Source organism: Arsukibacterium sp. UBA3155 (assembly GCA_002364615.1).
Taxonomy (GTDB): domain Bacteria; phylum Pseudomonadota; class Gammaproteobacteria; order Enterobacterales; family Alteromonadaceae; genus Alishewanella.
In genome coordinates this window covers 1-21,574 of sequence record DEYP01000023.1, presented here as the reverse complement: position 1 = coordinate 21,574, position 21,574 = coordinate 1, and the positions used below count along the sequence as shown (strand labels likewise).

Sequence of the window (21,574 nt, the reverse complement as noted above, 5' to 3'; positions counted from 1 at the left end):
GGCTTAATAAGGATTAGCCGGATTGTAGAAACTACCACTACGACCATCGATGCTCAGCCGCGTTGGGCTGACACTGCTGCTATTGTTCAGCAGGTTGTAGCTCTGACCGGGTAACAGCTTATAACGCAGTAAGTTGTTAATAATTACAGGCTGGCCACAACTGGCTTGCTGATACTGGGTCTGACTGTCGGCGCGCAAAACGTATACCTCGTGGCTACCATCAACCACACTGTTACCGTCTGCCGTGACAAACAGCGAAGTTGCCTCTGATACCGCCACTACCCGGCTTGAACTTCCCAATTTGGCCTGAAATACTGCCGAGCGGCCCATCCGATCACGCTGTTTAAAATGGGTATCGGTAATAATGCCATCCAAGAGCGGCAAACCAAGAAAGTTGCTGCTGATATTAACCGTTTCATGGCAAAAATCGGTAACAGCTTCAGAGCTTATTGCACCCAGAACCCCATCCGGATCATAGATAAACTCGCCCAATACATGGTTACCCGCCGACGTACCACCCAAAGCACCACCTTTGTTATAAACGTGCATTAGCGCATTCTGCACCCTGGTACCCTGCCACTGGTTCAGATAATCAGCTTGGTCACCACCGGCAATAAAGACAAACTCGGCACTGCGAATTGCCCAGTCGACATAGTCACTGTTGGCTTTGGTCCGGGTATTTATAATTAAGGTTTCTACTGAAGCCGCGTCAGTTAAACCCTGTAAATAGTCGTTATAAGCTGCCGTACCAGAGGTACGCAGTACCACCACATTGCCGCCGTTTATATGGGGTTTAATCCGGTTGACGAAGGCCGCATCCACATCAGCACCTCCGCCCATCAATAACAATGCCGGGTTGAATAAACTGATACAAACATCGGTACTACTGCCCAGCAAGGTTGCTGATAAGCCACCGGGCTTTGCCGGACGACTGCCGTAATTGCAATTTTCCGGTTCAGGCTCTGGCTCAGGATCCGTGGTTCCACCACCCGCTCCGCTAAAATTAACGGTTAACTGGTAACTACCGGTACCGCTGTAGCGGCTCACTTTAATAAAATGGGCGCCGGCTGGAGAGTCAACATAGGTACCTGTTTCCGGATTAGCACTGCTTTGGCCAGAGGCAATGTAACTGCCACTGGCGCGGTATAAGAACCAATCAAAATCGTCATTATTGGCATGGCTAAGGCTTACCGAAATATTACCGGCAGAACTGGTGTCAAAGTAAAACCAGTCCTGATCGGTGCGGCTGCCAATGGCGCCCTGCACGGCGACATCACTGCACAGCGGGCCATCGGCAGCACTTTCATTATTATTATTTTCGCTTTCCTGGATTAAACAGGCCTGCGCATTGCCACAAAGCAATAGCGCAACGACGCCTAACAGACTTAGTGCTTTCATTTTTACTTCCTGCATGTAGTTTTGTTATAGGAAATGGCCAACAGGCCAGGTTTCTTCGCACGGCAAAACGCCTTGCAAAAGATTTTGGAGCTTACTCAGAGGGTGGGGTCTATTCGTCGAACCACTCAGACAGGTGATAGTCGGTGGAGCACTCATGCAAATTGCTATGCAGATTAGTCGGTTTGGCAACCGACCTCAGTAATTTACTGGCTCTGCATAATAGTTTTTTCATAAGCGTGGGTTCATAACACAGCATGATGACGGTTTAATTACTATTCAATATTGTGCTGATTTACAGATCTGTCAAGAAAACATTTGGATTGATGTAAAAAACCAGAGAGATAGCTGGCACAGGTATTTGCGTTTATAGATAGGGAGTAAGTTGCTGCCACTGTTGTAACTTACCGGCAAAGCTAAGACTGGCGTGGGCCGGGCTGGTGGAGGGCAGCGGAATAAGCTGTAGTGTTTCAGGTAAGTGCTGAGTTTTGAGAACATAACGCCGGAAACTTTGCCAGGCTTTAGCACCGTTAAAAGCGATAGCAGTCACCTTGCTATGTCGCTGCATAAATTCAGCAAAGTCGTTTGGCTGCTCGGCACTGATGGCACTATCCAGACTACCCTTGCGCTGGCAATAACCAAGCACATCCCATAGTGCTATCTGCCGGTTCAGCAAAGCCTGCAGCCGCGCGGCATAACTTAGCCCGGATTCAAGCTCAAGTAAGCTGGACATCACTGGCCAGAACGCGTTGCGGGGATGGGCATAATATTGCTGCTGTTGCAGCGACTTTTCGCCTGGCATGCTACCCAGAATTAACAATCTGGCATCGGGTCGCGCCACCGCCGCCAGGCAGGATATCCCCTCTGCCATTAACGCAGTTCGGGCTGGTACTGCCGGGCTTTTTGCCAGGCTTGCTGCGCCTGTTGCGGTTCACCTTCCTGCTCGGCCAGATACGCCAAAACAGCATACAGATAGCCATTGCTGGGGTTATCGCGCAGCCAGTGCTGAACCTGCTTGCGTAATCTTAACACCGAACGGCCAAGCGTTATCTGCCGTAAATGTGGCCATGCCGGTGCCACATCGGTCAGCGACAACGCCGCCACCAGGCGCTTTTCTGCTGCGTCAGGGTGCCCGGCATTCGCTTCAGCCCAGGCTAAGCCAACAGCCGCGGCTGCCGACTTGCGCTCTTTTGCAGGTAAGGCTTGCCAGTAATCCTGCTGTTGGTCAAAGCCAGCCTCGCCTGCTAAATGCCGAACGGCTTGAGGGTAAATAGCAAAACGTTGTAGTTGCCAGCTGTGTTTATCAAACCAATGCTCTGTAGCAGCACGCCCTGCAGCGCTCAGCAACGGTTGCCAGAGGCCCGCCTGCTGTAGTGCGCGCAAGTATAACTGGCCGAGCGCTGCATCAACCGGCGGCTGCTGCAACAAGGCCTCGAGGATCACCACTGCCTGACGAGTCTGACCCTGGTGCAATAACATATCGGCCTCAAGGTATTGGCGGTTTGGGTCATCTGCAGCCAGTTCGGCTAGCAGTGTGTTAGCTTGTTGGTAATCACCGGCATAAAACGCCGCATAAGCTGCCAGGAAACGCTTTTCATCGCTAAAGCCTCCCGCTTGCAGCGCTAGCTGAAGCTCGCTGGCAGCCTTTGGCCATTGGCGCCTCGCGTAAGCATGTAAGCCATTAGCAAAGGCCTGCTGCGCTTTTTTCTGCCGCCGTGAGCGGAAAAAATTAAATGAGCCGTGCTGGATCCGCAACAGGTACTTTAACAACTTTACTACCAGCATAATTGCCAGCAGAGTAACCGTTAACACGATTACAAAGCCCAGTGCGGTCATTTCAATAACATAGCCGGCCAGCACCAGTTTCAGATAACCCGGGTTATTGGTTACCACCGGCCCTAAAAACATGGCCAGCGCCAGCACAACGATCAGTATAATGGCTTTGATCATAGGTCGGTCTCCGCCAGGCTTTGCAGGTAGTCCTGCAGCTGAGCACTACTTTGCAGTGTTGGCAGTTGTTGCTCGCTGATATGCATGGCCGCCAGCGCCAGCAATTGTTCACTCAGTTGTTGCACGGCCGGTTCGGCTGCCTGAAAATGACGCTGCAACTGATCGCTGGCTTGTTGCAATGCGCTGCGATACACCGCGGGCTCTCCCTGCAATACCGCCAGTTGTGCCAGCAGCAATTGCTGGTTCAGAGCAACCCTTACCATCAGCTGTTGCTCTGCCGTTAAGCTGAAATAATCTTCTGGTGTGGCCAGCCGGGCGGAAAATAACTTTTGCAAGCTGCTGTGCCAGTAATAGCTTAAGGTGCTGCGCCAGTTTTTCAGCTCCCCCTCTGGCTCGGCGACGGTAACACTGAGCTCAGTATGCTGCTGCTTTAACGGTAAATGCATACTGGTTTTACGCATTTGCGCCAGCTCGACATGCACGGCACTCAGATCGGGGGTTTGTATGGTGGCCAGCGCCGCTAAATCATCGGCGATGGCTTGACGCACATTAATCAGCGACGCATCATCCAGTTCAGCAAGCTGCTGCCTGGCACGCTGCAGCAACAGCCTGGCAGTGTTAATATCCCGATTTAACCAAAGACTGTAATCCGCCCGTTTTAACAAAAACTGAATTTCAGCCAGTGCCCAGTGCCTTGGTGGCGCACCGTCGCTTTGCTGCACCAGTTCACGTACGCCTTGCATTTGCTGCTGCAATTGCTGTTGCTGGCGTTGTTGCTGTGCCGTTATTTGCTGCGTCAACTCGCTCACGCTCTGCTGCTGACGACTCAGGCTTTGCTGTAACTGGCTCTCGTTATTGCTTAGCAGTTCAGCACTGTTCCTGCTAATCTCCTGCTGCGCTTGTTGCAGCTGCTGTTGCTGACTTTGCAGTTGTTGCCACTGTGGCCATAACCAATATACAGCCCACACCAGGGCTGCTGCCATCAACAACGAGCATAGCAATGCCAACGCCGCCAACGCGCGACCGCCACGAGGCGGCCGCTGCTCTTGTTCAGCAAGCTGCTGTTTTAGTTGCTCCAGCGGTGCATCTGATTCTTCAGCCGGGGTTAACTCTGCCTGTTCACTCATAATATTTCCTTCTTAAGCTGAATAATTTGCTGCAGCAACGCCTGATCATTAGCATTTTCTGCCAAGCTTATCTGCTGGGGATTGATACCCAGAGCCAGTGCCTGCTCCTGCATTCGCGGGCTTACCAGCAACCAGTGCCGTTGCTGCAGCCAGGCGACACCGCCCTCTGGAATAATGGCAAACAACTGCTGCAAAATTTCGTTACTGGTGGCTACAATACAACGTACTTGCTGTTGCTGCCACACCTGCCACAGCTGGGCCCCGTCCAGCGGAAGTGGTAGCCGGTTATAACTTTGCACATACTTAACGGTAGCACCCCGGGCTATTAATTGCTGCTTAATCAGCTCCCGGCCACTGTTGCCACGCACCACCACAATTTGTCTGCCCTTGACTTGCTGTAACTGTGGTAGCGCCAGCAATCCTTCACTACGCTGATCGTGCGGGACTATTACTTCACGCCCACTCCAGCGCTGCAACACGCTGGCTGTGGTGCTACCAACAGCAAACAAATGGCCACTTAGTTGCTCCGGCTGGATTTGCTGCTCCAGCGCGTGTACCGCACTGACACTGACAAAAATAAGCAGCTCTGCGTGTTCCAGTAATGCATGGTCTTTGGCTTTTAATACCACTTGCTGGGTTGTAATGAGTGGCTGATAACTATAAGCAATGCCTCTCTCGTCCAGACTAGCCAGCAAGTTATCGGCCTTACCTGCTGGCCGGGTGATCAAAAAAGGCGTGGCGATCATCATGCGTTTGCCTGATACACCTGCTGTAAAATAACCCCCGCCCCCTGGGCCAGTAGCTGCTCCGCCACAGCCAGGCCCAGCTGCTCTGCTTGTGCCGCGTCACCCGTTGTTTCAGCCCGGATAATCTGACCGCCATCCAGTGAACCGACCAGGCCGCGTAAATGCAACTGCTCACCATTAAGGGTAGCAAAGGCGCCGATGGGTACCTGACACCCCCCCTGCAAACGGCGGTTCATTGCCCGCTCGGCCAGCACACAATAGCGCGTAGCCTGGTGCTCCAGCGGCGCTAACAGTTGCTGGATCGCGTTATCGCTACTACGGCATTCAATACCGACCGCACCCTGGCCATTCGCCGGTAAACTTTGCTCTGGTTCAATATAGCTGGCAATCCGATCGGCGAAACCGAGCCTGATTAAACCCGCGGCAGCCAGAATAATAGCGGCAAACTCGCCGTTATCCAGTTTGGCCAGCCGGGTGTTAACATTGCCCCGCAAATCGCGCACGGTTAAATCGGGCCGCAACGCTTTTAACTGGCATTGTCGACGCAAACTAGAGGTGCCCACTACCGCACCATGAGGTAACTGCTCTAGCTGCTGAAACTGGTTTGATACAAACGCATCGCGCGGGTCCTCACGCTGACAAATGGTTTGCAGCACCAGGCCGTCAGGAAAAGCCACCGGCACATCTTTAATGCTGTGTACGGCAATATCGGCCCGGCCATCCAGAATGGCGGTTTCCAGCTCTTTAACAAACAACCCTTTACCGCCAATTTTCGCCAGCGGGGTGTCGAGAATTTTATCGCCCTGGGTCGACATCGGCACCAACTCTACCTGCAGTGCCGGATGATGGCGGATAAGCTCTGCTTTAACAAATTCGGCCTGCCACAGCGCCAGCGCGCTTTTACGGGTGGCTATACGTACAACCTGGCTCATGTTAATCGTCCTTTGCCTGCATTAAACGGCGTTGCAAAAAGCTGCTGATATCAGCAACTTCCTGGGCACAGACGCTGTGCTCCATCCGGTAATCGTGCCAGCTTACGCTAAAGCCGGCACTTTTTAAGGCGTGAAATGCCTGTTGCCCTGCTGCCATTGGTACCATGGGGTCCTGGCTACCATGACCAAAAAACACCGGCGTAGCCTTGTTAATGGTTAATGCCTCTGACCCGAGTTTTTCTACAGCACACATGTAGGTTGATAATGCCATTACACCGGCCAGCTTATAGGGCAGGCGGGCCAGTAAGTGCAATGCAATTACCCCGCCCTGACTAAAGCCAGCCAGTACAATTTGCTCGCTGCTTAAACCATCAGCAATCAGTTTATCCAGTAGTTTTTGCACAGCTGCGGCAGACTGCCGCACACCGTCTTCATCAGCCCGATGGGCTAAATCCATGGTTTTAATATCGTACCAGGACCGCATCCGCATGCCGCCATTTATCGTTACCGGCTGCTCGGGCGCATGTGGGAATAAAAACCGGATGCCAGCATCGGCGGGCAAGCGCAGTTCTGGCACTATCGGCGCAAAACCGTGGCCCGAATCGCCCAGGCCATGCAACCAAATTACTGCAGCCTTAACCGGGCCGGTTGGTTTTACATCAACAAAAGAAAGTAACGCCATTATTCAGTTCCAGGTTGTTGTGCCGTTAGCACCACCGCAGTGCCAGCCTGCTTAGAGGCTGCATCGGATAACAGTTGCCAGAACTCACTGCCGGTGCGGTTATCAATCCACTGGCCGTTTTTCCATTCGAAATGATGGCCATTAAATTTTGTCGCCACCCACAGCTGCTGCAATGGCGGTTGTTTGTTAATAATAATTTTGCTTTGATCAGGAAAGGTTACTGATAACAGCCCGCCGTTTGATTCATAGTCTAAATCAAGATCGAGTTGCTCAATCGCCTCTTCTACCGCTAACAGGGTATTATCGGTTAGTTCTTCATATTCTAAGTCATTCATCTGCGTCACCTGTTTGCTTTTATCGCTAAGGATGCGATTATAGAGCGTCAAGCCGTTAAAGAAATAGAAACCATGCAAACGAAGCGCACTTTATCCCAGTTTCTTTTGCCTGCCTGCTTAATGCTGGGCAGCATTATGCTTACTGCCTGTGGTCAAAAAGGGCCTCTTACCTTACCACAAGCTGCACCCGAAGTGGCAGAGCCAGCGCCAGAAAAGCCTGGTCAGCCCAATCCGAGTGAACCTTCCAGCGAGGAGCAGATCCGTGGACCATTTTAATTACCAGCACGATTGCCTGTATGCCGAACAGGTCGATTTAAATGCGCTGGCAACCGAGTTTGGCACCCCTTGCTATGTCTATTCAAAAGCGACTATCGAGCGCCATTATCAGGCCTTTGCCAGTGCTGCATCGGCGCATCCGCACAGCCTGGTATGTTATGCGGTTAAAGCTAACAGCAATCTGGCGGTGTTAAATGTACTGAGTAAACTGGGTAGTGGTTTTGATATCGTCTCCGGTGGCGAACTGCGCCGGGTTATTACCGCCGGCGGCGACCCGGCGAAAGTGGTGTTTTCCGGCGTTGCAAAAACCGTTGACGACATGCGATTTGCGCTGCAACTGGGAATAAAGTGTTTTAATGTTGAGTCTGAGGCTGAGCTTGAGCGCCTGCAACAGGTCGCCAGCAGTTTAAATGTTAAGGCCCCGGTGTCGCTAAGGGTTAACCCGGATATTGATGCCAAAACCCACCCTTATATTTCAACCGGTTTAAAAGCCAATAAATTTGGTATTGATATTTTAACTGCACCGGCAATATACCGGTCAGCCAGCCAGATGAGCCACGTTAAGCTGGTAGGGGTAGATTGCCATATCGGCTCGCAGCTTACTGAAACCCAACCGTTTTTAGAAGCGCTGGAAAAACTACTGAGTTTAATTGATGCGCTTAAACAAGATGGCATTGTGCTTAGCCATATCGATATCGGTGGTGGTCTTGGTGTCACCTACGATAAAGAGACCCCACCTGAACCCTATGCCTACATCAGCAAAGTGGTGGAACGGTTACAACAGTACCCTGAGCTGGAACTGATCATGGAACCCGGCCGGGCCATTATGGCCAATGCGGGTATCTTATTAACACGGGTAGAATACTTAAAGCCAGGTCAGGAAAAGAACTTTGCCATCGTTGATGCCGCCATGAACGATTTAATCCGGCCGGCACTGTACAGCGCCTGGCAGAATATTGTGCCGGTAAACCCGAAAAGTGCTGCCACGCCACATTTGTACGATGTGGTAGGCCCGGTATGTGAAACCGGCGATTTTCTGGGTAAAGATCGAATGCTGGCCATTGCCCAGGGTGATTTGCTGGCCGTGCGCTCCGCCGGTGCTTATGGCTTTACCATGAGTTCGAACTACAACAGCCGGCCGCGGGTGGCCGAAGTTATGGTGGTGGGCAATCGCAGCCACCTTATCCGGGCCCGCGAACAATGGCAGGATTTATGGCGCGGCGAGCAGCTGCTAACTGAACAGTAATAAGGCGCCAATGATCATTAATTTCTCGAAAATGCAGGGCCTGGGCAACGACTTTATGATGGTCGACAGCGTCAGCCAGAACATTTTTCTGACCAAAGAGCAAATCCGCCAACTGGCCGATCGTAATTTTGGTATCGGCTTCGACCAGTTACTGATGGTAGAGCCGCCTTATGATCCGGAACTGGATTTTCATTACCGTATTTTCAATGCCGATGGCAGTGAAGTAGAGCAATGCGGCAATGGTGCCCGCTGTTTTGCTAAGTTTGTGCGCCACCGCGGCCTGACCAATAAAAGTAAAATTCAGGTAAGTACCAAATCGGCCAGAATTACCCTGTATGTTGAACAGGACGGCCAGGTAACGGTGAACATGGGTATTCCACAGCTCGACCCGGCAATGGTGCCGTTCAAAGCCCAGAAACAGGAAGCCACCTATATTATGCGGGCCGACGAACACACGGTACTTTGCGGTGTGGCGTCAATGGGCAACCCGCACGCCGTGCTTGAGGTAGACGATATTGCCAGTGCCAACGTGGCAGAGTTAGGGCCGCTATTGGAAGTACACGAACGTTTTCCACAAAAAGCCAATATCGGCTTTATGCAGGTAATTTCGCCCTCGCACATTAAATTGCGGGTATGGGAGCGCGGTACCGGTGAAACACTGGCCTGCGGCACCGGTGCCTGCGCGGCAGTGGTAGTTGGCCAGCTGCAGAAGAAACTCGGGCCACAGGTGCAGGTCGACTTGCCCGGTGGTAGCTTACACATTCGCTGGAATGGCCCGGGCCAGATGGTTAAAATGACCGGCCCGGCTGAACACGTATTCGATGGACAACTTTCGTTATGAACGACACCCTTGCAAAGGATAAAGAGGCAATCGCCGCCAGTGTGGTGCTTGACTACTTACAGGATCATCCCACGTTTTTTCAGCACCATCCGCAGTTGTTACAACAGATGCGTTTACCGCATCAGCAACGCGGTAGCGTGTCGCTGGTAGAACGTCAGCTGGAAATGCAACGAAGCAAAATTGCCGCCCTGGAAGATGACATTACCCGCTTAATGTCCGTTGCCCGTCAGAATGAACATATTTTTCATGCGCTGAACACCCTGCACTTAAGCTTATTGCATAAACCTTCGCTGGAAGCGGCAGAACAGGCACTGCAGCAGTTTGCCAAGAGCATGCCGCAGGTTCACGCGTGTCGTCTGGTGTGTCTGCAACCCGACAGCAGCGCCATTAGCAAGTATCAGTTGCTGTTGTCGCGCCGTTTAAGCAGCGACAATGTATATCTGGGCCGTTTAAACAAAGAAGAGCAGCAGCCATTGTTTGGCGACGCCATTCATTCAGTAGCGTTGGTACAAATTGGCAGTGGCCCCGGGTTGGCGCTGCTGGCTTTTGGCAGTGAACAGGACGACCATTTTCAGCCGGCAATGGACCGGTTGTTTATCCGGCACCTGGCCAAACTGCTGGTACAGGTGTTACCCGGTAATGACCAAAGCTGAGCCGCGGTGGCAAACCGATATTGACGCCTACCTTAGCTACCTGCGCTTTGAGCGCGGTTATGCCAGCCGTACCCTACAAACCTACCAGCAACAGCTAAGCCTGGTGGCAAACAGCCAGGCTGAAGTTGCCAGCCAGACCATAACCGATGACCCCACAGCGTTTAGCTGGTACAGCCAAACTGAAAGCAGCCTGCAAACCTATCTGGCAAATGGCCGGCGTCGCGGCTTAAGTGCCCGCAGCCTGGCGCTGGTTGTTGCAGCGCTGCGCGGTCTTTATCGTTACCTGCAGCAACAACAGCTCGTGTCGGACAACCCGGCGCAATACCTGACCGTGCCCAAGCCAAAGCCAAAACTACCGAAAAACCTTGATATAGACGCGCTACAGCATTTACTTAGTTTCGATAGCAGCAGTGACGTGCTTGCCTGTCGTGATAAGGCCATGCTCGAATTGTTTTATTCTTCCGGCCTGCGACTGGCAGAACTCGTTGGCAGTAATATTAACGATATCGACTGGCGCGAGAAGTTAATCCGGGTGCGTGGCAAGGGCAGTAAAGAGCGGCAAATTCCCATTGGCTCGCTGGCCATAACGGCCTTACAACACTGGCTAAGCCAGCGCCATCTGTTACTGGGTGCCGCTACACCAGAGGCTGATCACAATGCGCTGTTTTTAAGTAAACAGCAGCTACGTATGTCGGCCCGTCAGGTCAGGCAGCGGGTAAATCACTGGGCCAAACAACAAGGCCTTGGCCAGCAATTACACCCGCATATGCTGCGCCACTCGTTTGCCAGTCATGTGCTGCAATCAAGCGGTGATTTGCGTGCGGTGCAGGACTTACTGGGTCATGCTAATCTTAGTACTACTCAGGTATACACCCATCTTGATTTTCAGCATTTGGCAGCGGTGTATGATAACGCCCACCCGAGAGCCCGGAAAAAGCCGTAATGAGCAAATTGTATGGTTTCGCTTTATTTGTTGTACTGCTATGGCCATTGCTGGCCAGTAGCCATACGGCAACAACAGACCCGACATACCAGCATGTTCGCTTGCACGTCAGCGACATGGCGCAGTATGCGCAGGCAAGTATCAGCCTACACCCTTATATTCTGGCAACTGACCGCGCAGCGCTAACTTTAGATGTGCGGCTGCCTGGAACAGAACTGGCAGCACTGAGAAACTACGGCCTGAGCTGGCAACCCCTGCCAGCCGATGCTTATCCGGAGCTCAGCGCAGCTAGTCAAACTACTGCAACCAGCAGTGTAAGTAGCGATACTATTGCCGGCTATCCTTGCTACCACACCGTTGAAGGCACCTACCAGCAAGCCGCCCAACTGGCCGCTGACTACCCTGAAATTGCCCAGTGGTTCAGTATTGGCAGCTCGTGGCAGCATACTCAGGGCGACGGCGGCTACCCATTGATGGTATTGCGGCTGGGTCGGCGCGAACCGGTTGCTAACCCGGCTGATACCAAACCAATCTTATTTGTGCAAAGTGCCATGCATGCCCGCGAATATGTTACGGCGGAGCTTAACCTGCACTTTGCCAGACAGCTGCTGCAGAATTATCAGCAGCAGGCTGATGCCCATTGGCTGCTGAATTTCACCGAGATTCATTTACTGTTTCAGATGAACCCGGATGGTCGCAAATACGCCGAACAGGGCCAGTTGTGGCGCAAAAATGCTAATCTTACTCACTGCCCGCAGGATGAGCCCGGTGTCGATTTAAACCGCAATTTCAGCTACAGCTGGAATATCAGCAGCAATGGCTCCAGTGGCGAGGCCTGCTCTACCATTTACCGCGGGCCAGAAGCAGGCTCTGAGCCGGAAACTCAGGCAGTAGAGAACTATATTCGCCAGCTGTATAGCGATCGTCGTGGCAGCAGCTTTCAGGACCCGGCGCCAGCAGACACCATGGGGCTGCACCTCGACTTACACAGTGCTGGCGAGTTGATCCTCTGGCCCTGGGGACACACTAACAATCCTGCACCTAATGCCAGCCAGCTGCGCACTCTCGGCCGCAAGCTGGCTTGGTTTAATAATTACTTCCCCAGCCAGAGCATTGGCTTATACCCGACCGATGGCACCAGTGACAGCGTCAGTTATGGTGAGCGTGGCGTTGCAGCCATAACTTTGGAGCTTGGCACCGGCTTTTTTCAAGGCTGCGGCTTTTTTACCAATTCATTGCTGCCGGCCAATTTACCGCTGCTGCAGTATGCTGCAAAAGTTAGCAAGGCGCCTTATCAGCTGCCGTCCGGGCCCGACATTGCCGGGCTTAATGCTAACGGTGCCAGCCATGCCTATATTCAGGCGGGTGACATCCTGACCCTGAACTTTAACGCCGACGATCAACTCTTTAATCAAAGCAATGGCAGTGAGCAAAGCCAGGCCGTTGTTGCCGCCCGGGTCTACCGGCATGCACCGCCCTGGCACAGCGCCAGTGTTGAGTTAGCCACAGCGGAAACCATTAATAGTAACGATAACGGCTCTGTTAAAAATATGCAGGCCCAGCTACTGACTAACGACTGGCCGGCCGGTGAACAGCTGTTATATGTGCAAGCAGAGGACAGCGCAGGTAATCTCGGTGCAGTAAGTGCGGTATTTATCACAGTAGGTGAGCTGCGCAGTCCCGTGGCCGATTTTAGCAGTCAGTGTAGTGCCCTTAGCTGCAGTTTTGATGGTAGTGCCAGCAGCACTGATTCAGAAATAACCGGTTATCAGTGGCAACTTTCCGATGGCAGCACCTTAAGCGGCGCGGCAACAACCCATCAGTTTGCCAGTGCCGGCAGTTATCAGGTTAGGTTAACCATCACCGACAGCAATACGTTAAGCGCCAGCATCAGTAAAACAATTACAGTCAGCGCTCCGCCACAGCCGACTCCCCCGTCAGCCAATACCTTAGAAGGCAGTAGTAGCGGCAGTATCAGCGGCTTTTTCAGCCTGTTATTGTTGCTGTTTATCCGCAGAGTTTGTGAGAAGTCCAATGCATATTTATAAAGCGCTCAGCCCTATTAAAGCGCTATCTTTTGATTTAGATGACACCTTATATGACAACAAACCGGTGATCGCTGCAGCAGAGCAGGCGATGCTTGACGCGTTGCTTAAACATGCACCGGCGAGTAAGGGTAAAGATAGTGATTTCTGGTGGCAACATCGCTTAAAGCTGGCGAAAATTGAACCGGAACTTCGGCACGATATCGGCCGCTGGCGCCTGCTTGGCATTGAAGCCGGTTTGCTGGAACTGGGTATCGCCACTGATGAAGCCAAAGTGGTTGCTCAGCAAGGCTATGATGCTTTTTTAGATGCCCGCACTAAAATCAGTTTAACTGCCGAGGTGAATGATTTACTCACTGCCCTTTCGACACAGTACCGGCTAATTGCTATTACTAATGGCAATGCCTGTATTAATAAAATGGGCTTAGGCGAGCTATTTGAATTCAGCCTGCAGGCCGGGCCCGCCGGAAAAATGAAACCCTATCCGGATATGTTTCAGGCGGCAGCACAGCGACTGAAGCTGGCTCCTTCGCAAATTCTGCATATTGGTGATAGTCACCGCGCCGATGTAATGGGCGCCTTAGCCGCCGGCTGCCAGGCTGCCTGGCTCGATCACCATCAGCAAGCGGTAAGCACCTTGCCGCATATCCGGCTGACTGATGTGCAGCAGTTAATTAACTTCCTTCCACATTAGTGAGTTTTTTAAATTTACCTATCAAATAGTACTCCTTTATAACACCAATTAACCCTGACTATTTTTGGCTAATTATTTATGAAAAAGGATAACATTTCCTTCAATATCTTTGACAGGTCATTCTGACAGTACAATTACCTATCGCATCGCAAGACATGTTTTGATTACAAAACATTCCACGCTGCTGCATGAAAAACTCACTCACAAAAGAGCGTAATTGCTCGTTGAATATTTGCCCTTGGGTATGTTTAAACTCTGCAAATCCACTGTTTTCATACTCTGTTAAATAACCTTCAATCGGTTCACAATAGCCGCTAGTTTCTAATTTACAGACCTTATAATTACCGGTACCCAAAGGTGAGTAACTGAAAGCTGGCATATCAACAAACACTTCCGTCGTACATTTTTCTGTAAAATCAGCCGGGTTTCTGCTATTGCGGACTACATTATCCATAATGTTTGTTATTGCTTCGGTGTTTTGAATGGCCCGGTCAACCTTCTTACTCTTCTTTCCTGCCAGGGTTATAGGCTCTGATTTAACACCAGCTTTCGGCTTTGATGTATGGCTTTTGTCTTGCGTGTCATTTACACCATAGATTTGATTACAACCAGTATCATCACAGCACACTTCCATTGTCGGGTCGCAGTGTATATCTATTATTTCTTTAACATATAGTCTGTTTTCAACTATTGCATTGCGAAATGCCCATAATATTTCACCAGCCAATGTGTTCTGATCAATACAGGTGCCATTACAAACAGCTTGAAAATCATAGTTGACATGAAGCAACTGCTGAGTGCTTTTTGACTTTACTCTTTTAGCAATGACTTTTTGCTCCAGATTATCAGCATCGCGGAAGTACACCTCGAGGCTATCATAGGCATAATGCCGACAATTACTGGCAGACTGATTTTTTGAGTAAAAACACGGGTCGGTTGCAGCCTTAGCATCCTGACTAATCGCTGTAATACCGAATAAAATTAAAGCAATTAAATATTGTCTCAAATAATTCATTTTCTTCGTTCCTTGACGTATTTCTGATTAATAGATATTTGTAGATTAAATCCTTTCTTATAACCAAACATGGACTACTGACACTTAAAATCGAGCAGAATGTTAATTAAAAGTAATTATTGATAAATAATAATACCCCCCCCCATTTTCTTAGGTCAACTATTTATTAGTTATATGGGTTTTAGAAAATGCTTGTGAGTTCTGAAATCTCAAAACGTAGTTTTAGAGCCTGCCCAGAACAGAGATCAGCAACCGGTAAACGTATTGCCGCATATCCGGCTGACTGATGTGCAGCAGTTAATTACCCTGGTAACTGAGGACAGTTGATATAAAAATCGATAACGGCCTTAGTATCGTGCAAACCATGGAGCAGGCAATAAGACTTATCAGGCACTAGCGCAGTGCGCCAGCTAAGTTCCGGCAACAAAAATGGTAGTAGTGTTACTGCGCAATCCGAAACTCGACCGCCATGGAGTGGCTTAGTTACACCAATGAAGGTTTTATCTTTAATTAGCTCAACCGGAATAGTCAGACTGTGTTTTTCAGCTAATTTATTGGCAATAACGTCTACCTTGCCCGCAGCTGATATCAGCAGGTCATAACTCAAATAAACGCTGCTGTTGTTATCCCGCTCAGGGTAGTTCACAACAATACGTTTAACCTGTCGATTCACCTCAACTGCATGCCCAGAGTAGCCAACCGTGAAATCGGCAGGGTTAAGCCAAATCGACTTAGGTTTAAATACATCAGCCAGCGGTTGCCAGAAAGAATCGGCAGTTTTGTTATGCAATGTTTGCATTGCCACATTTAATTGACTCAGTCTGGTGGTATCGAAAGTATGCTCGATAGCCAATAACTCACTACTTTGCCGGCAACTGGCAGGCACTGTATCGGCAAACCGGTTAAGTGTCATATCAAGCGGTAGTTCAACGCTAATTTGTTTGTGCGCCGTACCGGTTACCGGTTGGTTTTCACCGCCGATCGCCAGCGACAGCAAAACCACCGCTAAAGCCACCATACCTGCAAGACTAAAAATTAATTTATACGGCATGCTGTCGTCTTTGCGCTTATTTTTTAAGCAAAAGATAACCAGTCCCTGAAATAAATACCAGCTTTTTGTTCAGAGACAATGAAATAACTAGCCAAGATACTGGTTATTTATCCACTAATTCTATCGCTTTACTTGGCGCTTACCGCAGGGCTGTTATAATGGCCGCAAATGGTTTACTGAGATGTGCTGATGGATGTATCCAACCTGCTGGATGGTTTAAACGATAAACAACGTGACGCGGTGGCGGCTCCGGCGCAGCATATGCTGATTTTAGCCGGTGCCGGTAGTGGTAAAACCCGGGTTCTGGTGCATCGTTTAGCCTGGTTAATGCAGGTGGAGACCGTCGCACCCTACAGCTTATTGGCGGTGACGTTTACCAATAAAGCGGCACAGGAAATGCGCGGCCGGATAGAAAGCACTATTGGCGTAAGCTTGAATAACCTGTGGATGGGTACCTTTCATGGCTTGTCGCACCGCATGTTACGGGCGCATTATCAACAGGCTGGTTTGCCGCAGGGTTTTCAGATCATCGACTCAGACGATCAGTACCGCCTGGTGAAGCGGGTATTAAAAGCGTTAAACCTGGATGAGAAACACTGGCCGGCTAAACAAATACAATGGTTTATTAATGGCCGCAAAGACGATGGTCAGCGCCCGGGTATGATTGACGCCGGCGGCGATTTCAGCCTGCAGCAAATGGTTAAAATTTATGCGGCGTATCAGGAAATGTGTGATCGCGCAGGCCTTGTGGACTTCGCCGAAATACTGCTACGCAGCTTTGAGCTACTGAAAAACCACGCCGATGTGCGGGGTCATTATCAGCAACGGTTCCGCCATATTCTGGTAGACGAGTTTCAGGATACCAATGCTATTCAGTATAACTGGTTGCGCTTGCTGGCTGGTACGGCGGCCAAGGTAATGATAGTTGGCGATGATGATCAATCTATTTATGGCTGGCGTGGGGCAAGGGTAGAAAATATTCAGCAATTTTTACGTGATTTCGATGGTGCTGAAACCATTCGGCTGGAACAAAACTACCGCTCAACTGCCACTATTTTAAAAGCCGCTAATGCGGTTATCGCCAATAACAGCGGCCGGCTGGGTAAAGACTTATGGACGGAAGATAGCGAAGGCGAAGCCATTTCACTGTATACCGCCTTTAACGAACTGGACGAAGCGCGCTTTATTGTCAGCCGCATTCGCAGCTGGCATAACCAGGGCGGCAGCTTAACCGAGAGCGCGATTTTATACCGGAATAATGCCCAGTCACGGGTATTAGAAGAAGCCTTAATTCAGGAAGGCCTGCACTATCGCATCTATGGTGGACTTCGCTTCTATGAGCGCCAGGAAATTAAAGATGCGCTGGCTTACTTACGGCTGATCAGCAACCGCCAGGACGATGCGGCGATGGAGCGGATTATTAACACTCCGGCCCGTGGCATTGGTGATACCACCATGAACAAAGTTCGGCTGCATGCCCGCAGTGAACAGCAAACCCTGTGGCAAGCATTGCAGCAGATGTTACAACAAAAGCAACTTAGTGGCCGCGCGGCTAATGCCATAGAGCAGTTTATGCAATTAGTTGACCGCCTGGAACAGGAGCTGACCGACTTACCCCTGTTTGAACAGGCCGAGCATATTATTAAACAATCCGGTTTGTATGCCATGTATCAGGCTGAAAAGGGCGAGAAAGCGCAAACCCGGATAGAAAACTTAAACGAGTTAGTAACCGCCTGCCAGAACTTTAACAGCAATACCGTTGAGGATATGACGCCGCTGGCCGCGTTTTTATCCCAGGCTGCGCTGGAAGCGGGCGATTATCAGGCGGAAGAGCACTCAGACGCGGTGCAACTGATGACCTTGCACAGTGCCAAAGGCCTCGAGTTCCCGCTGGTGTTTATTTGTGGTTTAGAAGAAGGCATGTTCCCCAGCCAGCAAAGTGGTGATGACCCGACGAGGCTTGAGGAGGAACGCCGGCTATGTTATGTCGGTATGACGCGCGCCATGCAAAAGCTGTATTTATGCCATGCTGAAAGTCGCCGTTTATATGGTCAGGAGCAATACCATAAAGCGTCACGGTTTATCCGGGAGATCCCGGCGGAATACCTGGAAGAAATTCGTTTAACCACCCAGGTTAGCCGGCCTGCGCAGTCTAACCGTTTTGGTAGCGCCGCCAGCCATGTCGCATTTGAAAATACCGGTTTTAATTTAGGCCAGCGGGTGCTGCATGAAAAGTTTGGTGAAGGCACAGTTCTTAATTATGAGGGGGTTGGCCCGCAATCGCGCATTCAGGTTAATTTTGATCAGCTTGGTAGTAAATGGCTGATGACAGCCTATGCCAGACTGCAGGCTGTTGGCTAAAATGCCGTTAGCTGACTATTTGCAGCCGCTACTGACGCAAGCAGCAACTCGACATTGTCGGTTGCCGGTATTGCTGCAAGGCGATGCGGGGCCACTGTTGCAGCAGGTTCTGGCCTTAGTGGCGCAATTACAGCCAGAAAAACTGTATTGGCTGGGCGACCACGCCCCGGTTAACAGCACGGCTTTGCAAGCCGGCCATAATTATCAGCTACTTGGCAGCGAATGCGATATGCTGATCATTAACGCCTTTAATGGATTTAATGCCGATCTTATTGCTGCCAGCGCCGGTTGCTTAAAAGCAGGTGGCTTGTGGCTATTATTGGCGCCACCCGATACACAGTGGTGCCAGCAGCCAAACCCGGGCCACAGTGCATTATTGCCTTATCCATTAAACCCGCAACATTATCAGGGTCAATTTACCCGCTTCTGGTTAGCGCAACTGGCAAACGGCCCCTTGTTAAACCTTATTCTGCACGATAATAAGCTCGATACCCGCAGGCAGCTCACCTTACCCGATTATATCGCGCCGAGCGCTGTTGCAGCACCTTATGCCAGCAACGGGCAACAGCACGCCGTAGCGGCAATAGTAAAAGTGGTGTCCGGCCATCGTAAGCGGCCACTGGTGCTGGTTGCAGACCGGGGCCGCGGTAAGTCTGCTGCGCTGGGGCTGGCTGCAGCGTTACTGGTAAAGCAAGGAAAAAAACGACTGGCCATCACCGCCGCCAGTCCACATGCTGCCAATACCGCAATCAACCATTATCAGCAGCAAGTGTCAGATACGCCGGGCTTGTACTTTATTCCGGTTGACCAGTTATTGTCAGAAAAACCAGATTTAGATCTACTGCTTGTAGATGAAGCTGCTGCCCTGCCCACCACCGTTTTAAAACAACTTGCCGACAACTACAGCAGAGTTGTGTTTGCCACTACCGAACATGGTTATGAAGGCACCGGGCGTGGCTTTCAGTTGCGTTTTCAACACTATCTTGAACAAACCCAACCCGGGTGGAAACGGTTACAGCTGACAGAGCCGGTTCGTTATCAGCAGCATGATCCGCTGGAGCAGCTTATTTTTCAAAGCTTCTTGCTGCGACAGCCTTTAATAGCGCCACGCTATCAGCCAGATGAGCCGGTGCAATTGCGACAGTTTCAGGCCGAAGACTGGCTGGCAGCACCTGTGCAACTGGCGGCAGTATTTCACCTGCTTAGCCAGGCCCATTACCAGACTCAGATAAAAGATCTGGCCGCATTGCTTGATAACCCTAAGCTTAGTGTGTTTGCGATCTATCAACATGAGCAGCTGTTAGCCTGCGCTTTACTCAGCCATGAGGGCGAGTTGGAGCCAGAACTTTGCCAGCAAATTTATCAGGGAAAACGACGGGTACAGGGTCATTTACTGGCACAAAGCCTGGCGTTTCATTTAGCACAACCACATCTTGCCACTGAGCGCTTGGTTCGGGTAATGCGAATTACCGTTGAGCAAAGCCTGCAACGCCAGGGACTTGGCAGTCTATTGTTAGCGGAGCTGGCCAGCAGCTTGAAACATCAAGGTGTTAACTGGCTGGGTACCAGCTATGGGGTAAGCCCGACGCTGTTGGCATTCTGGCAGCAGGCACACTATATTCCGATCAGGCTTAGCCATTTTGCCGACAACGCCAGCAGTGAACCGTCACTGCTGATGATACAACCTCTTTTAGCGAATAAGGACATTGCTGAAATGTTATCCGACGCGTTTGGAGAGCAGCTGTACCATTGCCTGCCAGAGTATCCTGCAACGCTGGATTTCAAAGTACTGCGTAAATTAATTAAACCAGCTGGCCGCGCAATGAGCGAAACCGAGATGACCCAGCTGCAACTATTTACTGCTGGCCAGCGCCCTTACGAGCTGGTCGCTGGTGTGTTATTAAACTGGTTTAATCTTAATTTTCAGCGAACCGATGTTGCTTCGGCCAGCGTTTTGGCAGCACGCTTATGGCAAAAGCAAAGCTGGCAGCAGATCAGCCAGCGGTTTAACCTGGCAGGTAAAGCAGCATGTATTAATGTTATGCGCCAGGGTATTTGCGATTAGTTGAAACTGGTCCTGCCACTAACACTGTTTTAACGCTGAGAAAAGTGCTAATGTTCGGCGATTTTTTCATTTAATGCTGATAGTTCAACCCTTCTATGACGATGATTGCACCTTTATTATTAAGCCTGGCTATGAGCAGCACAGCAGGTTACAGCCAGACAGAATTGCGTACGTTGCAGTATGCGGTAAACAGTTATGCTTACAGCACATCTCTTGAGCAATTTTACCGCCAGTGTAATGAGCAGGACCCTGAGCAATACATGGTCAAGCAGCCTGATAACACGCGTCTTCATAGCTTGTTGCAGCTTCAGCTACAGCTCGATGTCGAGCAATTTATCAGTTATGTCAACGCTAACCCTAAATTTCAGCAGCGCGTACCAGATGATATCACGCTGACTGACTGTACGAATCATGCCGGTTACCAGCGAATATTAGATAGGTATGAACTGGAGTTATTCGCGTTAGAAATTGCCACTCCTGTTAAAGTCAGCAAACAGAGCCCTGAAAGCCAGCGTAAACAGAACCAGCAACTTAAAGTTAAACAGGCGGCTGAGCTGCTTGAGCGCAGCAAGGCAGTTGCAATGGTCAGCATTGTTGATCGTAATAGTCTAAGTACGCTGGAACAAGCCAATTTTTTACACCCGGAGTATAAGGGGCGTTACATTTATAAGGTCGATCAGGGTTGGCGTAACATTCCATCAAGATATATGGGAATGCAAAGCTATCTGACAGACCAGCAGTTTGCAGCAAGTCCTAAAAACTGGTTGTTATTGCTCGACCAGCATAACCAGTTTATTCAGGTATTTAGTGAAGCCAACGCTAAAACTTATCTGAATTTGCTCGGCAAACCGGAATGGCATTTTGATATTCAGGGCAATTTGCAGCGCAGATAAATTTTGTAAATCTCCTGCGTTTCATCAAACCTATGCTTAGCTATTGAAAAGCCCACTCTGCGAGTGGGCTTTTTTGCTTTATTAGGGGCAGGCGGGGCTCGCTTGCAAGAGGGCTGGCCTACCACGGGGCTGGCCTCCCAGCGGTATACTACATTGCTCGACGCTTCCTGAGCCTCGCCCGTGCGGGACCAGCTGAAGATTCCTAAGCTTGCCTCGGCATCACTGTACTACTCTCGCATGGCGACAAAACTGCCGGGAGCAGTTTTGGACGTTGCATAGCGACGGCCCGAAGGGCGAAACACAGGGAAGTGTTTCGCAATGCCA

20 protein-coding genes are annotated in these 21,574 nt (G+C 50.5%); 10 read left to right on the top strand and 10 right to left on the bottom strand.

The window, feature by feature from the left end:
- Positions 1 to 3: 3 nt before the first annotated feature.
- From B2X65_RS10685 to cyaY, 8 genes are all read right to left on the bottom strand, one after another.
- On the bottom strand, positions 4 to 1,398 hold the full coding sequence (locus B2X65_RS10685; protein ID WP_290612514.1) for a Type 1 glutamine amidotransferase-like domain-containing protein: 1,395 nt from the start codon (positions 1,396 to 1,398) through the stop codon (positions 4 to 6).
- A gap of 364 nt (positions 1,399 to 1,762) precedes the next feature.
- Entirely contained in the window at positions 1,763 to 2,266 is a 504-nt protein-coding gene (locus B2X65_RS10680) for a DNA-deoxyinosine glycosylase (protein WP_290612513.1), read from the bottom strand.
- A complete protein-coding gene (locus tag B2X65_RS10675; RefSeq protein ID WP_290612512.1) occupies positions 2,266 to 3,345 on the bottom strand; it encodes a heme biosynthesis HemY N-terminal domain-containing protein in 1,080 nt (359 codons plus the stop codon). Before B2X65_RS10675 ends, B2X65_RS10680 begins: the two co-directional genes overlap by 1 nt.
- The gene (locus B2X65_RS10670; RefSeq protein ID WP_290612511.1) at positions 3,342 to 4,472 is read right to left on the bottom strand and encodes a uroporphyrinogen-III C-methyltransferase; all 1,131 of its coding nucleotides are present in this window, start codon (positions 4,470 to 4,472) and stop codon (positions 3,342 to 3,344) included. The genes B2X65_RS10675 and B2X65_RS10670 overlap by 4 nt, the downstream gene beginning before the upstream one ends.
- Positions 4,469 to 5,221, bottom strand: coding sequence for a uroporphyrinogen-III synthase (locus B2X65_RS10665; protein ID WP_290612510.1), 753 nt, complete (start codon positions 5,219 to 5,221; stop codon positions 4,469 to 4,471). The genes B2X65_RS10670 and B2X65_RS10665 overlap by 4 nt, the downstream gene beginning before the upstream one ends.
- Positions 5,218 to 6,150: a hydroxymethylbilane synthase gene (gene hemC, locus B2X65_RS10660; RefSeq protein WP_290612509.1), complete on the bottom strand. Its 933-nt coding sequence runs from the start codon at positions 6,148 to 6,150 to the stop codon at positions 5,218 to 5,220. The genes B2X65_RS10665 and hemC overlap by 4 nt, the downstream gene beginning before the upstream one ends.
- Before the next feature lies 1 nt (position 6,151).
- Entirely contained in the window at positions 6,152 to 6,832 is a 681-nt protein-coding gene (locus B2X65_RS10655) for an alpha/beta hydrolase (protein WP_290612508.1), read from the bottom strand.
- Positions 6,832 to 7,167: an iron donor protein CyaY gene (gene cyaY / locus B2X65_RS10650; RefSeq protein ID WP_290612507.1), complete on the bottom strand. Its 336-nt coding sequence runs from the start codon at positions 7,165 to 7,167 to the stop codon at positions 6,832 to 6,834. Before cyaY ends, B2X65_RS10655 begins: the two co-directional genes overlap by 1 nt.
- Before the next feature lie 72 nt (positions 7,168 to 7,239).
- On the opposite strand from cyaY, the gene lptM reads away from it, so the two are divergent.
- From lptM to B2X65_RS10615, 7 genes are read left to right on the top strand one after another with little or no spacing between them, the layout of a single operon-like run.
- Entirely contained in the window at positions 7,240 to 7,443 is a 204-nt protein-coding gene (lptM, locus tag B2X65_RS10645; protein WP_290612506.1) for an LPS translocon maturation chaperone LptM, read from the top strand.
- A complete protein-coding gene (gene lysA / locus B2X65_RS10640; RefSeq protein WP_290612505.1) occupies positions 7,430 to 8,689 on the top strand; it encodes a diaminopimelate decarboxylase in 1,260 nt (419 codons plus the stop codon). Before lptM ends, lysA begins: the two co-directional genes overlap by 14 nt.
- Positions 8,690 to 8,699: 10 nt before the next feature.
- Positions 8,700 to 9,530, top strand: coding sequence for a diaminopimelate epimerase (dapF, locus tag B2X65_RS10635; RefSeq protein WP_349678708.1), 831 nt, complete (start codon positions 8,700 to 8,702; stop codon positions 9,528 to 9,530).
- On the top strand, positions 9,527 to 10,183 hold the full coding sequence (locus tag B2X65_RS10630) for a DUF484 family protein (protein ID WP_290612504.1): 657 nt from the start codon (positions 9,527 to 9,529) through the stop codon (positions 10,181 to 10,183). Before dapF ends, B2X65_RS10630 begins: the two co-directional genes overlap by 4 nt.
- On the top strand, positions 10,170 to 11,126 hold the full coding sequence (locus tag B2X65_RS10625; RefSeq protein ID WP_290612503.1) for a tyrosine recombinase XerC: 957 nt from the start codon (positions 10,170 to 10,172) through the stop codon (positions 11,124 to 11,126). Before B2X65_RS10630 ends, B2X65_RS10625 begins: the two co-directional genes overlap by 14 nt.
- The gene (locus B2X65_RS10620) at positions 11,126 to 13,174 is read left to right on the top strand and encodes a M14 family zinc carboxypeptidase (RefSeq protein WP_290612502.1); all 2,049 of its coding nucleotides are present in this window, start codon (positions 11,126 to 11,128) and stop codon (positions 13,172 to 13,174) included. Before B2X65_RS10625 ends, B2X65_RS10620 begins: the two co-directional genes overlap by 1 nt.
- On the top strand, positions 13,161 to 13,865 hold the full coding sequence (locus B2X65_RS10615) for an HAD-IA family hydrolase (RefSeq protein ID WP_290612501.1): 705 nt from the start codon (positions 13,161 to 13,163) through the stop codon (positions 13,863 to 13,865). The genes B2X65_RS10620 and B2X65_RS10615 overlap by 14 nt, the downstream gene beginning before the upstream one ends.
- A 100-nt stretch (positions 13,866 to 13,965) precedes the next feature.
- Here B2X65_RS10615 and B2X65_RS10610 read toward each other — a convergent pair whose 3' ends face one another.
- Entirely contained in the window at positions 13,966 to 14,880 is a 915-nt protein-coding gene (locus tag B2X65_RS10610) for a hypothetical protein (RefSeq protein ID WP_290612500.1), read from the bottom strand.
- A gap of 301 nt (positions 14,881 to 15,181) precedes the next feature.
- Positions 15,182 to 15,931: a hypothetical protein gene (locus B2X65_RS10605; protein WP_290612499.1), complete on the bottom strand. Its 750-nt coding sequence runs from the start codon at positions 15,929 to 15,931 to the stop codon at positions 15,182 to 15,184.
- 189 nt (positions 15,932 to 16,120) lie between these two features.
- Between B2X65_RS10605 and uvrD the strand changes: the two genes are divergently transcribed.
- From uvrD to B2X65_RS10590, 3 genes are all read left to right on the top strand, one after another.
- The gene (uvrD, locus tag B2X65_RS10600; protein WP_290612498.1) at positions 16,121 to 18,292 is read left to right on the top strand and encodes a DNA helicase II; all 2,172 of its coding nucleotides are present in this window, start codon (positions 16,121 to 16,123) and stop codon (positions 18,290 to 18,292) included.
- A 1-nt stretch (position 18,293) separates the two neighbouring features.
- A complete protein-coding gene (locus B2X65_RS10595) occupies positions 18,294 to 20,357 on the top strand; it encodes a GNAT family N-acetyltransferase (RefSeq protein WP_290612497.1) in 2,064 nt (687 codons plus the stop codon).
- Positions 20,358 to 20,488: 131 nt separating this feature from the next.
- Positions 20,489 to 21,250 carry a hypothetical protein gene (locus tag B2X65_RS10590; RefSeq protein WP_290612496.1) on the top strand — a complete coding sequence of 254 codons (762 nt, stop codon included), beginning with the start codon at positions 20,489 to 20,491 and terminating at the stop codon, positions 21,248 to 21,250.
- The last annotated feature ends 324 nt before the right edge of the window (positions 21,251 to 21,574 follow it).